Source organism: Streptomyces sp. NPDC098101, assembly GCF_044760185.1.
GTDB lineage: Bacteria > Actinomycetota > Actinomycetes > Streptomycetales > Streptomycetaceae > Streptomyces.
This window is the reverse complement of the sequence record NZ_JBIWAS010000002.1, coordinates 1,040,205-1,054,489: the sequence shown is the minus strand read 5'-3', so window position 1 is coordinate 1,054,489 and position 14,285 is coordinate 1,040,205. Positions and strand designations below refer to the sequence as shown.

Below are 14,285 nucleotides of genomic sequence, written 5' to 3'. Positions count from 1 at the left end.
GGGTGGGGTGCTCCGGGGCCGAGGCCGCCCCGGAGCGCCCGTTCACGGGGTGCCGCTACAGCGTGGCGGCGGCGGACTTGATGGCGGCGGCGAAGGTCGAGACCTCCGTGTAGACGCCGGGGTAGTTGGGCCGGGCGCAGCCCTGGCCCCAGCTCACGATGCCGACCTGGACCCAGGCGCCGGCGTTGTCCTTGCGGAACATCGGGCCGCCGGAGTCGCCCTGGCAGGTGTCGGTGCCGCCCTGGGCGTAACCGGCGCAGATCTCCTCGGCGGGGACGAGCTCGTTGCCGTAGGAGGCCTTGCAGGAGGCGTCGGAGACGAACGGGACGTTCGCCTTGAGCAGGTAGCGCTGCTGGCCGCCGCCCTCGCGGGCGGCGCCCCAGCCGGCCACCGTGAAGGTGCCGGTGTTGTAGGCGGTGGTCTCGGCGAGCTTCAGGTTGGGCAGGGAGGTGATGGGGCTGGCGAGCTTGATGAGGGCCCAGTCCTTGCCCTTGCCGTTGTAGCCGGGGGCCTGGAGGACCTTGGTCGACTTGACCTTGATGGCGCTGCCGCTCTGGAGGTCCACGACTCCGGCGGTGGCGGTGATGCTGGTGTTGTTGCCGGAGCCGCTCACACAGTGGGCGGCGGTGAGGACGACCTGCGGGCTGATCAGCGAGCCGCCACAGCCCATGGAGAGCCTGACCATCCAGGGGAACTCGCCCTGGGCGGCGCGGGTGCCGCCGACGACGGGGGCGGGGGCGGCGGAGGCGGTGGTGGTGGGCTGGAGGCTGACGGCCGCGAGGACGACGGCGCCGGCGGCGGCCAGCTTCTGGAGCGCGCGGACCATTCTGTTCTTCTTCACGTATCTGCCTTCTCTCGTGGGGGGTCGACCTCGACGGCTCATGACATGCGCCCGTCAAGGCGTGGTCCGCATTATGAACAGCGCTCAACCGCCGTCACAAGGAAGCCTTTTCGGCCAGCCGCGATGTGAGGGACCGTACAGTGGGCGGGAGGGGGGATCCGGTATGCCGCACCGCCAAGAGCCCGACCGTGTCGTCCACGGCTTTCCGCACCGGGCCGCGGTCGGGGCCTCGCTCACCGCGCTCTACCGCCGCCTCTCCCCCGACGGCGTGCGCCGCTGGCCGACCAGCGTGACCGCCGCCGACGTGGCCCTCGGCGACCACGAGGACCTGCACCTGGGCACCCAGCGGGTGGCCGGCGCCCTGGTCCGGCACCTGCGGCTGCCCGAGGCCCGGATGGTGGTGAGCTTCCGGCGGATGGAGCACGCCGGCACCGTCGAACTCGCGCCCGGACCGGAGTACTTCGTGGAGGTGAACGAGCGCTTCCGGACCCGCCGCCGGGACATCGGCGCGGTCCTCGCCCACGAGATCACCCACGTGCTGCTGCACCGGCTCGACCTGCGCTTCCCCCGCACCGCCGAGAACGAGATCCTCACCGACGTGGTCACCGCCTACCTGGGCGCCGGCTGGCTGCTGCTCGACGCGTACCGCGAGGACGGCGTCGAGCACCAGAAGCTCGGCTATCTGACCCCGGAGGAGTTCGGCTACGTCCTCGCCAAGCGGGCCGAGGCGTTCGGCGAGGACCCGTCGCCGTGGTTCACCAGCCAGGTGGCGTACGAGGCGTGGGTGCGGGGCCGGGCGGAGGCCGCCCGGGAGCGGACGGCGCCGCCGCTCGCCGCGGCGGGCCGGATCGAGCGCGGCCGGTACGCCTGGGAGCGGCGCCGGGGCCGGGCCGGCGGGGACGCCCCGTACGCCTTCGACGGCGGGGCGCCCGCCGCCCGCGTCTCCTTCCCCTGCCCGGTCTGCCGCCAGCGCCTGCGGATCCCGGCCGGGCGGACCCTGCGGGTCCGGTGCGGGGTGTGCGCCGCGGTCCTGGAGTGCGCGGCCTGAAACCGCGCCCCCGGCCCCGGGGCCCCTCCGGCAATCGATTTGCGCCATGTGCCGACGGCGGGTCAGGGTCGGTGCATGAGCACGCTGTTCGACGCGATCCGGGCCGGGGACGAGAACGGGGCCGTACGGGCCCTGAGGGACGGGGCCGACCCCGAGGAGCGGCAGGACGGGGAGAGCGCCCTGTACCTGGCGTCCGTCGGCGGCGAGGACGGGATCGTACGGGTGCTGCTCGCCGCCGGGGCGGACCCCGGCCGGGGCAGCGGCGAGGAGGACGGCGACCTGCCGCTGTGCGGGGCGGCCTGCTGCGGGCACACCGGGACGGTACGGGCGCTGCTCGCGGCGGGCGCGCGGGCCGACCAGGAGGAGGCGTACGGCTTCACGGCCCTCGCCTGGGCCCTGCGGCTCGGATACGCCGACATCGCGCGGCTCCTCCTGGAGCACGGCGCCGACCCCGACCGGCCCGGCCCCGACGGCGTCGGCCCGCTCCTCGCCGCCGCCCGGCGCGGCTCCACCGGCTGCGTGCGGGCGCTCCTCGACCACGGGGCGGGCGGCGGGGAGGCCGCGCTGCGGGAGGCGCGGCGGTGGATCGGCGCCGACATCGCGGCCGAGCTGCGGCGCGGGCTCGTCGCCGGGAACGAGGGCGGGGAGACGTACGAGGCGGTGGTCCGCCGGGTCCGGGAGGACGGCGGGATCACGGTCGTCGTGGAGCTGCTGCGGGAGAACGGCGCCCCCGGGCGCGGCGACGACCGCCAGACCGGGCACGCGGCGATCGCCACGCTCCTGGAGGCCTCGCTCGGTCTGCGCACCCCGGCCGAGGAGCTGGCGGCGCGGGCGCTGCGCTGCGGCGACCCCGGGCTCGACGACTGGACGACGGCGGTGGCCGAACTGGCGGGCCGGGCCGACGAGGAGACGTTCGTGGCGGCGGCCGGCTGGTGCGCCTACCGGGACCCGCTGCGGCGGGCGCTCGGCGCGCGGGTCCTGGGGGCCCTGCCGGGCTTCGCCCCGAGCGCCCTGCCGGTCCTGCGGCGGCTCGCGGCGGAACCGTCGAACGCCGGGGGCCCGGCGCGCGAGCCCGTCCTGTCGGTGGTGACGGCGCTCGGGGCGTGCGCGGACCCGGCGGCCGTGCCCGAACTGCTCGCGGCCGCCGGGCATCCCGACGCGGTGGTGCGGCGGGCCGTCGCCGGGGCCCTGGCCGGAATCGTTCCGGCCGGGCACGTCGAGGCCCTCGGGGTGCTGCTCGCGCTGAGCAGGGACGGCGACGCCCGGGTGCGGGACTGGGCCACGCTCGCGCTCGCCGAACTGCCCGACGACACCCCGCTCGTACGGGAGGGGCTGGCCGAGCGGCTCGCCGACCCCGATCCGGAGACGGCGGCGGAGGCGGCGCGCGGGCTCGCGATCCGCCAGGATCCGCGCGCCGTCGACGCGCTCGCGGCGGTCCTCGCGGACGGGGAGGCGGACGGCGCGGCGCGCGAGACGGCGCTCGCCGCCCTCGAACACGTCCGGGACCCCCGGGTCAGGACCCGGCTGGAGTGGACGACCCCGCGCCGCACCTGAGGGACGCCCGTCAGCAGTCGTGGTCGATCCGGTCGAACGAGGCGTAGTGGTCGGCGGTGTAGTAGTCCTCCCGCGTCGCGTTCCCGGTGACGATCCGGCGGGCCCCGCGGTTCGGGGAGCCCGGGGTCTTCACCGTGTACTCGTGGTAGTACCCGGAGGCGCGGGCGGGCAGGATGCCCTCCCTGTTCTGGAAGACGGACCCGTCCTGGCTGTACGGGAAGGGGCCGCCCGCGTCGATCAGGCTCAGGGTGGTGTGGGCCTGGGAGGGCAGGGCGGAGGAGCAGATCTCCCCGACGGCCGCGACGACGGCGCGGGCGGAGACGGCGGCGGACGCGGGGGCGGGCGTGGGGGCCGGCGCGGCGGTGGCCGGGGCGCCGAGGAGGAGGGAGGAGAGGAGGGCGGTGGCGACACCGCCGGCGAGGGTGAATCGAGGGGGGATGCGCATGAGGGCGATGATGATGCGCGTAGACCCCGCCCGGGAACCCCGACGGCCTTCAATTCCCCGGACGTTAACCACTCGCCCGCGAACGTACGGGACCTGTGAAGACGGGACCTACGGAGACGAGACGGGCGCGGGCGGTGCCGTCGTCACGACACCGCCCGCGCCCGGATCCGTACGCCCGTACCGGCGTTACGTGTTCTCGGAGGGCCGCTGGCGGGGACCGCGGGGGCGGCCCGTGCCCGCCGTGCGGCGCCCGCCGCGGGCGGTTCCGGCGGCGGGGGCGGCGGCGCGGCCGGTGCCCGCGCCCCGGCCCGTGCCGGAGCCCCGGCCCCCGGCCGTACCCGTGCCGGTGGCGCGGGCCGAGCCGGTGGCGGCGGCGGTTCCGGTGCTCCCGGAGCCGGCCGGGCGACGGCGGCGGCGACCGCCACCACTGCCGCTGCCCCCGCTGCCGCCGGATCCGGCGGGCTTGCGGGGCGGGGTCGGCTGCGGGGTCTCGATGACGACCGGGACGCCCGAGGGCTCCCGGGCGCCGGTGAGCTCGGCGAGCTCCTCGTCGCTGGACTTGATCCGGGCCGTGCGGGGGTTGATGCCCGCGTTCGACATCAGGCGGCCCATGTCGCGCTTCTGGTCGGGCAGGACCAGGGTGAAGACGCTGCCGGACTCGCCGGCGCGGGCGGTGCGGCCGCCCCGGTGGAGGTAGTCCTTGTGGTCCATCGGCGGGTCGACGTTGACGACCATGTCGAGGTCGTCGACGTGGATGCCGCGGGCCGCCACGTTCGTCGCGACGAGGGTGGTGACCTGGCCGTTCTTGAACTGGTCCAGGGTCCGGTTGCGCTGCGGCTGCGAGCGCCCGCCGTGCAGGCCGGAGGCCCGTACGCCGTTGGCGAGGAGCCGCTTGACCAGCCGGTCCACGGACCGCTTGGTGTCGAGGAAGAGGATCGTGCGCCCGTCGCGGGCCGCGATCCGCAGCGTGACGGCCTTCTTGTCGGTCTCGTCGGCCACGTACAGGACGTGGTGCTCCATGGTGGTGACCGCGCCGGCCGAGGGGTCGACGGAGTGCACGACCGGGTCGTCGAGGAACATCTTGACCAGGCGGTCGATGTTCCGGTCGAGGGTGGCCGAGAACAGCAGCCGCTGGCCGCCCGGCTCGACCTGCTTCAGGAGCTTGGTGACCTGTGGCAGGAAGCCCATGTCGGCCATCTGGTCGGCCTCGTCGAGGACCGTGACGGCGACCTGGTCGAGGCGGCAGTCGCCCCGGTCGATGAGGTCGTGGAGGCGGCCGGGGGTGGCGATGAGCACCTCGGCGCCGCGCCGCAGCGCGGAGGACTGCCGGCTGATCGACATGCCGCCGACGACGGTGGTGATCCGCAGCCGCAGGGCCCCGGCGTACGGGGTGAGGGCGTCGGTCACCTGCTGGGCGAGCTCGCGCGTGGGCACCAGGACGAGCGCGAGCGGCGCGCCCGGCTCGGCGCGGCGGCCCGCGGTGCGGGCGAGCAGGGCGAGGCCGAAGGCGAGGGTCTTGCCGGAGCCGGTGCGCCCGCGGCCGAGCACGTCGCGTCCGGCGAGCGAGTTCGGCAGGGTGGCGGCCTGGATCGGGAACGGCTCCGTGACGCCCTGCTCACCGAGGGTCCGCAGCAGGCCCTCGGGCATGTCGAGGTCGGCGAAGGAGTCCACGGCGGGGAGCGCGGGCGTCACCGACACCGGCGGCGTGAACTCGCTCGGCGGCGGGGGCGCGGCGGGACGGCGGCCGCCGCGGGGGGCCTTCGGCTGGGACGTGGACTTCGCCTGCGCGGTGCGGGGGCCGCGCTTGTGGGGGCGCTCGGAGCGGGTCATTCGTGCCTTTCTGGCCGGTGCGCCGCCGAGCCCTTCTGGCCGGGTGCGCGGCGCAGCGGGGGCCCGTACCTGCGCGGTACGGGCCCCGGCTGCTCTGTCCGGAGCGCGTGGTACGGCTCCGGGCTGTCTGTGCTGCCGGGACACCCCGTGCGGGTCCCGGCCGTGTCCTGCTTCTGCTCTTGCTTCTGTTCCTGCTTCTGCCGCCGGGGCGCGCGCTGCGGCTCCGGTCGTCTCTACCGGAACAATAGTGCGCCCCGGGACCTTCCCGCCCCGCCCGCCCGATGCCCGGACGGATCGGCCCAGCCCAGCCGCCCGCGACGTGGCTCACCTCACAGGCCGGGGGCGTCCCGGCGGGGCGGCGCGTCGTCGGTGCCGCGCCGGACGGTCCGGGCGGGTCGGCCCGGGACCCAGCTGCGGAGGACGATCTCCTCGCCGTCCACCCACGTCCGCACGACCTCGGCCGGCTCCACCCGGAAGAGGTGGAAGGGCAGGGGCACCCCGACCCCGGCGGAGTACCGCTCCAGGGTCCCGGGGTCGGTGACCTCGACCGCCCTCCCGGAGATCCGGACGTCCCCGCCGCCCATGCCGGTGCCGGGCCCGGGGTTGGCGAACAGCGCGAACCGGGGGTCGCGGCGCAGGTCGAGCGCCTTGCGGGAGTGCGGCATCATGCCGAGCCGCAGTTCGCCGTCGCGGAAGTCCGCCTCGATGCCGCTGAGGCGCGGCGAGCCGTCCTTCCGGAGGGTGGCGAGGACGTGGTGGGTGTACTGGCCGAAGCGCTCCCGCACGGTCGCGGCGAGGTCGGGTTCGGCGGCCTCGAAGGCCGGCCAGGTGGTTCCGCTGTCTTCCATGGTTCCAGGGAACACGCGAAACCCGACATCTCCTGTCCGGTTTTCTTTGCCCCCTCGTACCGGGGTCAGGCGGTGGTCGCCTCGCGCTCCGCCCGGCTGCGCTCGACGCAGAATTCGTTCCCCTCGGGGTCCCCCAGGGTCGCCCAGCCGGTGCCGTCCGGGTTCCGGCGGTCGTCGAGCAGGGTCGCGCCGAGGCCGATCAGCCGCTCGACCTCCTCGTCGCGGGTGCGGTCCTGCGGCTGGAGGTCGAGGTGGACCCGGTTCTTCACGGCCTTCGGCTCGGGCACCTGGATGAAGAGGAGGGAGGCCCCGGACGACTCGACGAGCGCCTCCGGGTCCCCCGGCTCGTCGTCGTCGGAGAGCTTGGAGTCGAGGACCCGGGCCCAGAAGGAGGCGAGGGCGTAGGCGTCGGCGCAGTCGATGGTCACGTGGCGTACGAGAGAGCTCATGGCGCCATGATCCCCGCCGGGCCGGGAGGACGGCCACCGGTTTCCGGCCCCCTCACTCCCGGACGATCCCCCGGGCCCGGGCGGCGGCGAGCCACACCGGGAACTCGGAGACGAGCCGGTCGTACAGCTCGCCGTCCGGGAGCCGGTCGGGGTCCTTCCCGGCGTGGAAGAACCCGGCGTTGTCGACGGGCCGTCTCCCCGGGACGTCCAGCTCGTCCAGCCTCCGCAGGAAGTCGAACTGCCGGCTGTCGGGATCGCCGAACCCGATGAACTGCCAGAAGAGCGGCAGCCGGGCGGCCTTGCACACGTACCGCTCGGCGGCGAGCTTGTTGATCGGCCCGCCGTCGGTCTGGAAGACCACGAGCGCGGGGTCGGTCGCCCCACTGTCCAGGTAGTGGTCGACGACCGCGTCCATGGCCAGGTGGTAGCTGGTCTTCCCCATGTGCCCGAGCCCGGCGACGATCCGGTCGATCCGCCCCTCGTGGTCGTCGAGCCGGATCTCGGTCTCCGCGTCGACGTCGGTGGAGAAGAACACCACCGGCACCCGCCCGTCGTCGTCGAGGTGCGCGGAGAGCCCGAGCACCCGGTCGGCGAGCGCCTGCACGGCACCGCTCCTGTAGTACGGCTTCATCGAGCCCGAGTAGTCGACGACGAGGTACACGGCGGCCCGCTGCCCGTCGATCCCGTGCCGCCGCAGCGACTCCCCCGCCGACTTGTAGAGACTCACGAGCGCGGGCGCGGCCTCCTCGACCTTCCGCAGGCTCAGTGCCATGGCTGCTCCCCCTCGTACGTCGCCGTGTCCGGCGTGCGGTCGAGCGTACGGCAGCGTCCGGACGCGCCGCGGCGCCCACCCAGTCGTCCGGTCGGGGACAGGTCGGGGGGCGCCGCGCTCAGTTCCGTACGTCGTTGTACGGGACGTTCAGGGGGTGATCCGGTGGGATCAGACCGTCAGGGCACGGTCCGTCGGGCGGATCGGGGCCGGCAGGGAGCTGGCGCCGGTCAGGTGGCGGTCCACGCCGCGGGCGGCGGAGCGGCCCTCGGCGATGGCCCAGACAATGAGCGACTGGCCGCGGCCGGCGTCGCCGGCGACGAAGACGCCGTCGACGTTGGTGGCGAAGTCCGCGTCACGGGCGATGTTACCCCGCTCGTCGAGCTCCAGGCCGAACTGGGCGACCAGGCCGTTCTGGACGTCCGTGCCGGTGAAGCCCATGGCGAGGGTGACGAGCTGGGCGGGGATCCTGCGCTCCGTGCCCGGCTTCTGGGTCAGCTTGCCCTCGACGAACTCGACCTCGACGAGGTGGAGGAACTGGACGTTGCCGTCCTCGTCGCCCTCGAAGTGGGTGGTGGAGACGGAGTAGACCCGCTCGCCGCCCTCCTCGTGCGCCGAGGTGACCTTGTACAGCATGGGGAAGGTCGGCCAGGGCTGGCCCGGGTTCCGCTCCTCGCCGGGGCGGGGCATGATCTCCAGCTGCGTGACCGAGGCCGCGCCCTGGCGGTGGGCGGTGCCGACGCAGTCGGCGCCGGTGTCGCCGCCGCCGATGACGACGACGTGCTTGCCCTCGGCGGTGATCGGCGGGGCCACGAAGTCGCCCTCGACGACCTTGTTGGCGAGCGGCAGGTACTCCATCGCCTGGTGGATGCCGTTCAGCTCGCGGCCGGGGACGGGCAGGTCGCGGGCGGTGGTGGCGCCGGCGGCGATGACGACCGCGTCGAACCGCTTGCGCAGGTCGGTGGCGGTGATGTCGCGGCCGACCTCGACGCCGGTGCGGAACTTGGTGCCCTCCGCGCGCATCTGCTCGATGCGGCGGTTGATGTGCCGCTTCTCCATCTTGAACTCGGGGATGCCGTAGCGCAGCAGGCCGCCGATGCGGTCGGCGCGCTCGTAGACGACCACGGTGTGGCCGGCCCGGGTCAGCTGCTGGGCGGCGGCGAGCCCGGCCGGGCCCGAGCCGATGACGGCGGCGGTCTTGCCGGAGAGGCGCTCGGGCACCTGCGGCTTGACGTCGCCCCCGTCCCAGGCCTTGTCGATGATGGAGACTTCGACGTTCTTGATGGTGACGGCCGGCTGGTTGATGCCGAGCACGCACGCCGACTCGCACGGGGCGGGGCAGAGGCGGCCGGTGAACTCCGGGAAGTTGTTGGTGGCGTGCAGGCGCTCCTGCGCCGCCGACCAGTCCTCGCGGTAGGCGTAGTCGTTCCACTCGGGGATCAGGTTCCCGAGGGGGCAGCCGTTGTGACAGAACGGGATGCCGCAGTCCATGCAGCGGCCGGCCTGCTTGCTGATGATCGGCAGCAGGGAGCCGGGGACGTAGACCTCGTTCCAGTCGCGGACGCGCTCGGCCGCGGGACGGGTCCGGGCGACCTCGCGGCCGGTGGTGAGAAAGCCCTTCGGATCAGCCATGGGTCGCCGCCTCCATCATCTTCTCGGTGGTCTCGGCCTCGGAGAGACCGGCGAGCTCAGCGGCGTCCTTGGCGGCGAGCACTGCCTTGTACGTGGTGGGGATGATCTTGCTGAACCGGGCCGCGGCGGCGTCCCAGTCGGCGAGGAGCTTCTCGGCGACCGTGGAGCCGGTCTCCTCGTGGTGGCGGCGCACGACGTCGTGCAGCCAGGCCGCGTCGGCGTCCGACGGGGTCTCGACCGCTCCCAGGTTCCCGGAGTTGACGTTGTCCCGGTCGAGGTCGATCACATAGGCGACGCCGCCCGACATGCCGGCCGCGAAGTTGCGTCCGGTCTCGCCGAGGACGACGGCCGTGCCGCCGGTCATGTACTCGCAGCCGTGGTCGCCCACGCCCTCGGAGACGACGAGGGCGCCGGAGTTGCGGACGCAGAAGCGCTCGCCGGTGCGGCCGCGGAGGAACAGCTCGCCGCCGGTCGCGCCGTACGCGATGGTGTTGCCCGCGATGGTGGAGTACTCGGCCAGGTGGTCGGCGCCCCGGTCGGGGCGGACGATCACGCGGCCGCCGGAGAGGCCCTTGCCGACGTAGTCGTTGGCGTCGCCCTCCAGGCGGAGGGTCACGCCCTTCGGCAGGAAGGCGCCGAAGGACTGGCCGGCGGAGCCGGTGAAGGTGATGTCGATGGTGTCGGCCGGGAGGCCGGCGCCGCCGAACTTCTTGGTGACCTGGTGGCCGAGCATGGTGCCGACCGTGCGGTTGATGTTGCGGATGGCGACCTGGGCGCGGACCGGCTGGGCCTCCTCGGCGGAGGGGGCGTTCAGGGCCTCGGCGGCGAGCTGGATCAGCTGGTTGTCGAGGGCCTTCTCCAGGCCGTGGTCCTGCTCGACCAGGGCGTGGCGGACCGCGCCCTCCGGGAGGTCCGGCACGTGGAAGAGGGGCTCCAGGTCGAGGCCCTGGGCCTTCCAGTGGGTGACGGCGCGGCTGGTGTCGAGCAGCTCGGCGTGGCCGACGGCCTCTTCGAGGGTGCGGAAGCCCAGCTCGGCGAGGAGCTCGCGGACCTCCTCGGCGATGAACTCGAAGAAGTTGACGACGTACTCGGCCTTGCCGGAGAAGCGGTCGCGCAGGACCGGGTTCTGGGTGGCGATGCCGACCGGGCAGGTGTCGAGGTGGCAGACGCGCATCATGACGCAGCCGGAGACGACGAGCGGCGCGGTGGCGAAGCCGAACTCCTCGGCGCCGAGCAGCGCGGCGATGACGACGTCGCGGCCGGTCTTGAGCTGGCCGTCGGTCTGGACGACGATCCGGTCGCGCAGGCCGTTGAGCAGCAGGGTCTGCTGGGTCTCGGCGAGGCCGAGCTCCCAGGGGCCGCCCGCGTGCTTGAGGCTCGTCAGGGGGGACGCGCCCGTGCCGCCGTCGTGGCCGGAGATGAGGACGACGTCCGCGTGGGCCTTGGAGACGCCGGCGGCGACCGTGCCGACGCCGACCTCGGAGACCAGCTTCACGTGGATGCGGGCGACCGGGTTGGCGTTCTTGAGGTCGTGGATCAGCTGGGCCAGGTCCTCGATGGAGTAGATGTCGTGGTGCGGCGGCGGGGAGATCAGGCCGACGCCGGGCGTCGAGTGACGCGTCTTGGCGACCCACGGGTAGACCTTGTGGCCGGGCAGCTGGCCGCCCTCGCCGGGCTTGGCGCCCTGGGCCATCTTGATCTGGATGTCGTCGGCGTTGACCAGGTACTCGCTGGTGACGCCGAAGCGGCCGGAGGCGACCTGCTTGATGGAGGAGCGGCGCGCCGGGTCGTACAGGCGGTCCGGGTCCTCGCCGCCCTCGCCGGTGTTGGACTTGCCGCCCAGCTGGTTCATGGCGATGGCGAGGGTCTCGTGCGCCTCCTTGGAGATGGAGCCGTACGACATGGCGCCGGTGGAGAAGCGCTTGACGATCTCGGAGGCGGGCTCGACCTCGTCGAGGGGGATCGGGGTGCGGCCCTCGGAGGCGAAGCCGAAGAGGCCGCGGAGGGTCATCAGCCGCTCGGACTGCTCGTTCACCCGGTCGGTGTACTTCTTGAAGATGTCGTACCGCTTGTTGCGCGTGGCGTGCTGGAGGCGGAAGACGGTCTCCGGGTCGAACAGGTGCGGCTCGCCCTCGCGGCGCCACTGGTACTCGCCGCCGATCTCCAGGGCGCGGTGCGCCGAGGGGACGCCGGAGGCGGGGTACGCCTTGGCGTGGCGGGCGGCGACCTCCTTGGCGACGACGTCGAGGCCGGCGCCGCCGATCTTGGTGGCGGTGCCGTTGAAGTACGTGGCGACGAAGGTCTCGTCGAGGCCGACGGCCTCGAAGACCTGGGCGCCGCGGTAGGAGGCGACGGTGGAGATGCCCATCTTGGACATGACCTTGAGGACGCCCTTGCCGAGGGCGTAGATCAGGTTCCGGATGGCCTGCTCGGGCTCCAGGCCCTCGATGAAGGTGCCGGCGCGGACCAGGTCCTCGACGGACTCCATGGCGAGGTACGGGTTGACGGCGGCGGCGCCGTAGCCGATGAGCAGGGCGACGTGGTGGACCTCGCGGACGTCGCCGGCCTCGATGAGCAGGCCCACCTTGGTGCGCTGCTTGGTGCGGATGAGGTGGTGGTGGACGGCGGCGGTGAGCAGCAGCGAGGGGATCGGGGCGTGCTCGGCGTCGGAGTGCCGGTCGGAGAGGACGATGAGGCGGGCGCCGCCGTCGATGGCGGTGTCGGCCTCGGCGCAGATCTCCTCGATGCGGGCGGCGAGGGCGTCGCCGCCGCCGGAGACCCGGTAGAGGCCGGAGAGGGTCGCGGCCTTCATGCCGGGCATGTCGCCGTCGGCGTTGATGTGGACGAGCTTGGCCAGCTCGTCGTTGTCGATCACCGGGAAGGGCAGGGTGACGCTGCGACACGACACGGAGGTCGGGTCGAGCAGGTTGCCCTGGGGGCCGAGGGAGGAGCGCAGCGAGGTGACGAGCTCCTCGCGGATGGCGTCCAGCGGCGGGTTGGTGACCTGCGCGAAGAGCTGGGTGAAGTAGTCGAAGAGGAGCCGCGGGCGGGCGGACAGGGCCGCGATCGGGGAGTCCGTGCCCATGGAGCCGAGGGGCTCGCCGGCGGTGCGGGCCATCGGGGCGAGGATGACGCGGAGCTCTTCCTCGGTGTAGCCGAAGGTCTGCTGGCGGCGGGTGACCGAGGCGTGGGTGTGGACGACGTGCTCGCGCTCGGGGAGGTCGGAGAGCTCGATCTCGCCGGTCTCCAGCCACTCCGCGTAGGGCTTCTCGGCGGCGAGGGCGGCCTTGATCTCGTCGTCCTCGACGATGCGGTGCTCGGCGGTGTCGACGAGGAACATCTTGCCGGGCTGGAGGCGGCCCTTGCGGACGACCTTGGCGGGGTCGATGTCGAGGACGCCGACCTCGGAGGAGAGGACGACGAGGCCCTCGTCGGTGACCCAGTAGCGGCCGGGGCGCAGACCGTTGCGGTCGAGGACCGCGCCGACCTGGACGCCGTCGGTGAAGGTGACGCAGGCCGGGCCGTCCCAGGGCTCCATCATCGTGGAGTGGTACTGGTAGAAGGCGCGGCGGGCCGGGTCCATGGTCTCGTGGTTCTCCCACGCCTCCGGGACCATCATGAGGACCGCGTGGGGCAGGGAGCGGCCGCCGAGGTGGAGCAGCTCCAGGACCTCGTCGAAGGAGGCCGAGTCGGAGGCGTCCGGGGTGCAGATCGGGAAGATCCGGTCCAGGGAGCCGTCGCCGAAGACGTCGGAGTCGAGCTGGGCCTCGCGGGCGGTCATCCAGTTCCGGTTGCCCTTGACGGTGTTGATCTCACCGTTGTGGGCGACGAAGCGGTACGGGTGGGCCAGCGGCCAGCTCGGGAAGGTGTTGGTGGAGAACCGGGAGTGGACCAGGGCCACGGCGGTGGCGCAGCGGCGGTCCGACAGGTCCGGGAAGAAGGGCTCCAACTGGCCGGTGGTCAGCATTCCCTTGTAGACGAGGGTGCGGGCGGAGAGCGACGGGAAGTAGGTCGCGGCCTCGCGCTCGGCGCGCTTGCGCAGGACGAAGGCCTTGCGGTCGAGCGCGATGCCGGTGTTCTGTCCGTCGGCCACGAAGAGCTGGCGGAAGACCGGCATGGTGGAGCGGGCGGAGGCGCCGAGCAGCTCGGGGGCGACGGGGACCTCGCGCCAGCCGAGGACGTTCAGGCCCTCCTCGGCGGCGATGCCCTCGATCTTCGCGACGGCGGCGTCGATGCCGTCCTCGGGGAGGAAGGCGATGCCGACGGCGTACGCGCCGGCCTCGGGGAGCTCGAATCCGGCGACCTCGCGGAGGAAGGCGTCCGGGACCTGGAGCAGGATGCCCGCGCCGTCACCGGAGTCGGCCTCGGCGCCGGTGGCGCCGCGGTGCTCGAGGTTGCGCAGTACGGTCAGCGCCTGCTCCACCAGCGCGTGGCTGGCTACACCGGTGAGGGTGGCCACGAACCCGACACCGCAGGCGTCGTGTTCGTTACGGGGGTCGTACATTCCCTGCGGAGCAGGGCGACCGTCCATGGGCGACCAGGCGTCGGAACGCATCGGCTCTCCCGTCGTCGTCGTGGCATATGCAGCTGCCGAGGGACGACGTTGGCCCTCCGCGAAATTTCGTGCAGGTTACATGATGGCTGGCTTCTCGCGAAGCGGATAGCGCGTTCCAACATGCGGACGCCGCGGACACGCGGCGCTGGTACTGGTTCACCTGGGGGTGCGGCGACAGGCACTGTCCCGCGGGGACGGTTCGAGGGGGTCCGCACGATCTCCGGATCTCCGGCGAGCCGTCGCTGGGTGGGCTTCGTTGCCCACTGGCGCTCATGCCTCTTTCCCGTTGGTCACGGGTTCGAAACCGCCGGGTA

General features: G+C 73.4%; 10 protein-coding genes. 2 read left to right on the top strand and 8 right to left on the bottom strand.

The window, feature by feature from the left end:
- Positions 1-55 precede the first annotated feature (55 nt).
- Positions 56-826 carry a trypsin-like serine protease gene (locus tag ACIQVI_RS11790; RefSeq protein ID WP_121830268.1) on the bottom strand — a complete coding sequence of 257 codons (771 nt, stop codon included), beginning with the start codon at positions 824-826 and terminating at the stop codon, positions 56-58.
- A 178-nt stretch (positions 827-1,004) separates the two neighbouring features.
- On the opposite strand from ACIQVI_RS11790, the gene ACIQVI_RS11785 reads away from it, so the two are divergent.
- A complete protein-coding gene (locus ACIQVI_RS11785; protein WP_403594110.1) occupies positions 1,005-1,889 on the top strand; it encodes a hypothetical protein in 885 nt (294 codons plus the stop codon).
- Positions 1,890-1,964: 75 nt separating this feature from the next.
- On the top strand, positions 1,965-3,443 hold the full coding sequence (locus ACIQVI_RS11780) for an ankyrin repeat domain-containing protein (RefSeq protein ID WP_351973277.1): 1,479 nt from the start codon (positions 1,965-1,967) through the stop codon (positions 3,441-3,443).
- A gap of 10 nt (positions 3,444-3,453) precedes the next feature.
- Here the strand turns inward: ACIQVI_RS11780 and ACIQVI_RS11775 are convergent, their stop codons facing one another.
- The 7 genes from ACIQVI_RS11775 to gltB all read right to left on the bottom strand — a co-directional run bounded on the left by ACIQVI_RS11775 (position 3,454) and on the right by gltB (position 13,971).
- Entirely contained in the window at positions 3,454-3,888 is a 435-nt protein-coding gene (locus tag ACIQVI_RS11775; protein WP_403594106.1) for a ribonuclease domain-containing protein, read from the bottom strand.
- 186 nt (positions 3,889-4,074) lie between these two features.
- Positions 4,075-5,718: a DEAD/DEAH box helicase gene (locus ACIQVI_RS11770; RefSeq protein WP_403594104.1), complete on the bottom strand. Its 1,644-nt coding sequence runs from the start codon at positions 5,716-5,718 to the stop codon at positions 4,075-4,077.
- Positions 5,719-6,047: 329 nt separating this feature from the next.
- On the bottom strand, positions 6,048-6,566 hold the full coding sequence (locus tag ACIQVI_RS11765; protein ID WP_403594101.1) for a pyridoxamine 5'-phosphate oxidase family protein: 519 nt from the start codon (positions 6,564-6,566) through the stop codon (positions 6,048-6,050).
- 65 nt (positions 6,567-6,631) lie between these two features.
- Complete coding sequence (locus tag ACIQVI_RS11760; RefSeq protein WP_403594098.1) at positions 6,632-7,015, bottom strand: VOC family protein; 384 nt, start codon at positions 7,013-7,015, stop codon at positions 6,632-6,634.
- A gap of 52 nt (positions 7,016-7,067) precedes the next feature.
- Positions 7,068-7,787: a VWA domain-containing protein gene (locus ACIQVI_RS11755; protein ID WP_403594095.1), complete on the bottom strand. Its 720-nt coding sequence runs from the start codon at positions 7,785-7,787 to the stop codon at positions 7,068-7,070.
- Positions 7,788-7,955: 168 nt separating this feature from the next.
- The gene (locus ACIQVI_RS11750; RefSeq protein ID WP_121831843.1) at positions 7,956-9,416 is read right to left on the bottom strand and encodes a glutamate synthase subunit beta; all 1,461 of its coding nucleotides are present in this window, start codon (positions 9,414-9,416) and stop codon (positions 7,956-7,958) included.
- Complete coding sequence (gene gltB / locus ACIQVI_RS11745; protein ID WP_403594091.1) at positions 9,409-13,971, bottom strand: glutamate synthase large subunit; 4,563 nt, start codon at positions 13,969-13,971, stop codon at positions 9,409-9,411. Before gltB ends, ACIQVI_RS11750 begins: the two co-directional genes overlap by 8 nt.
- Positions 13,972-14,285 lie beyond the last annotated feature (314 nt).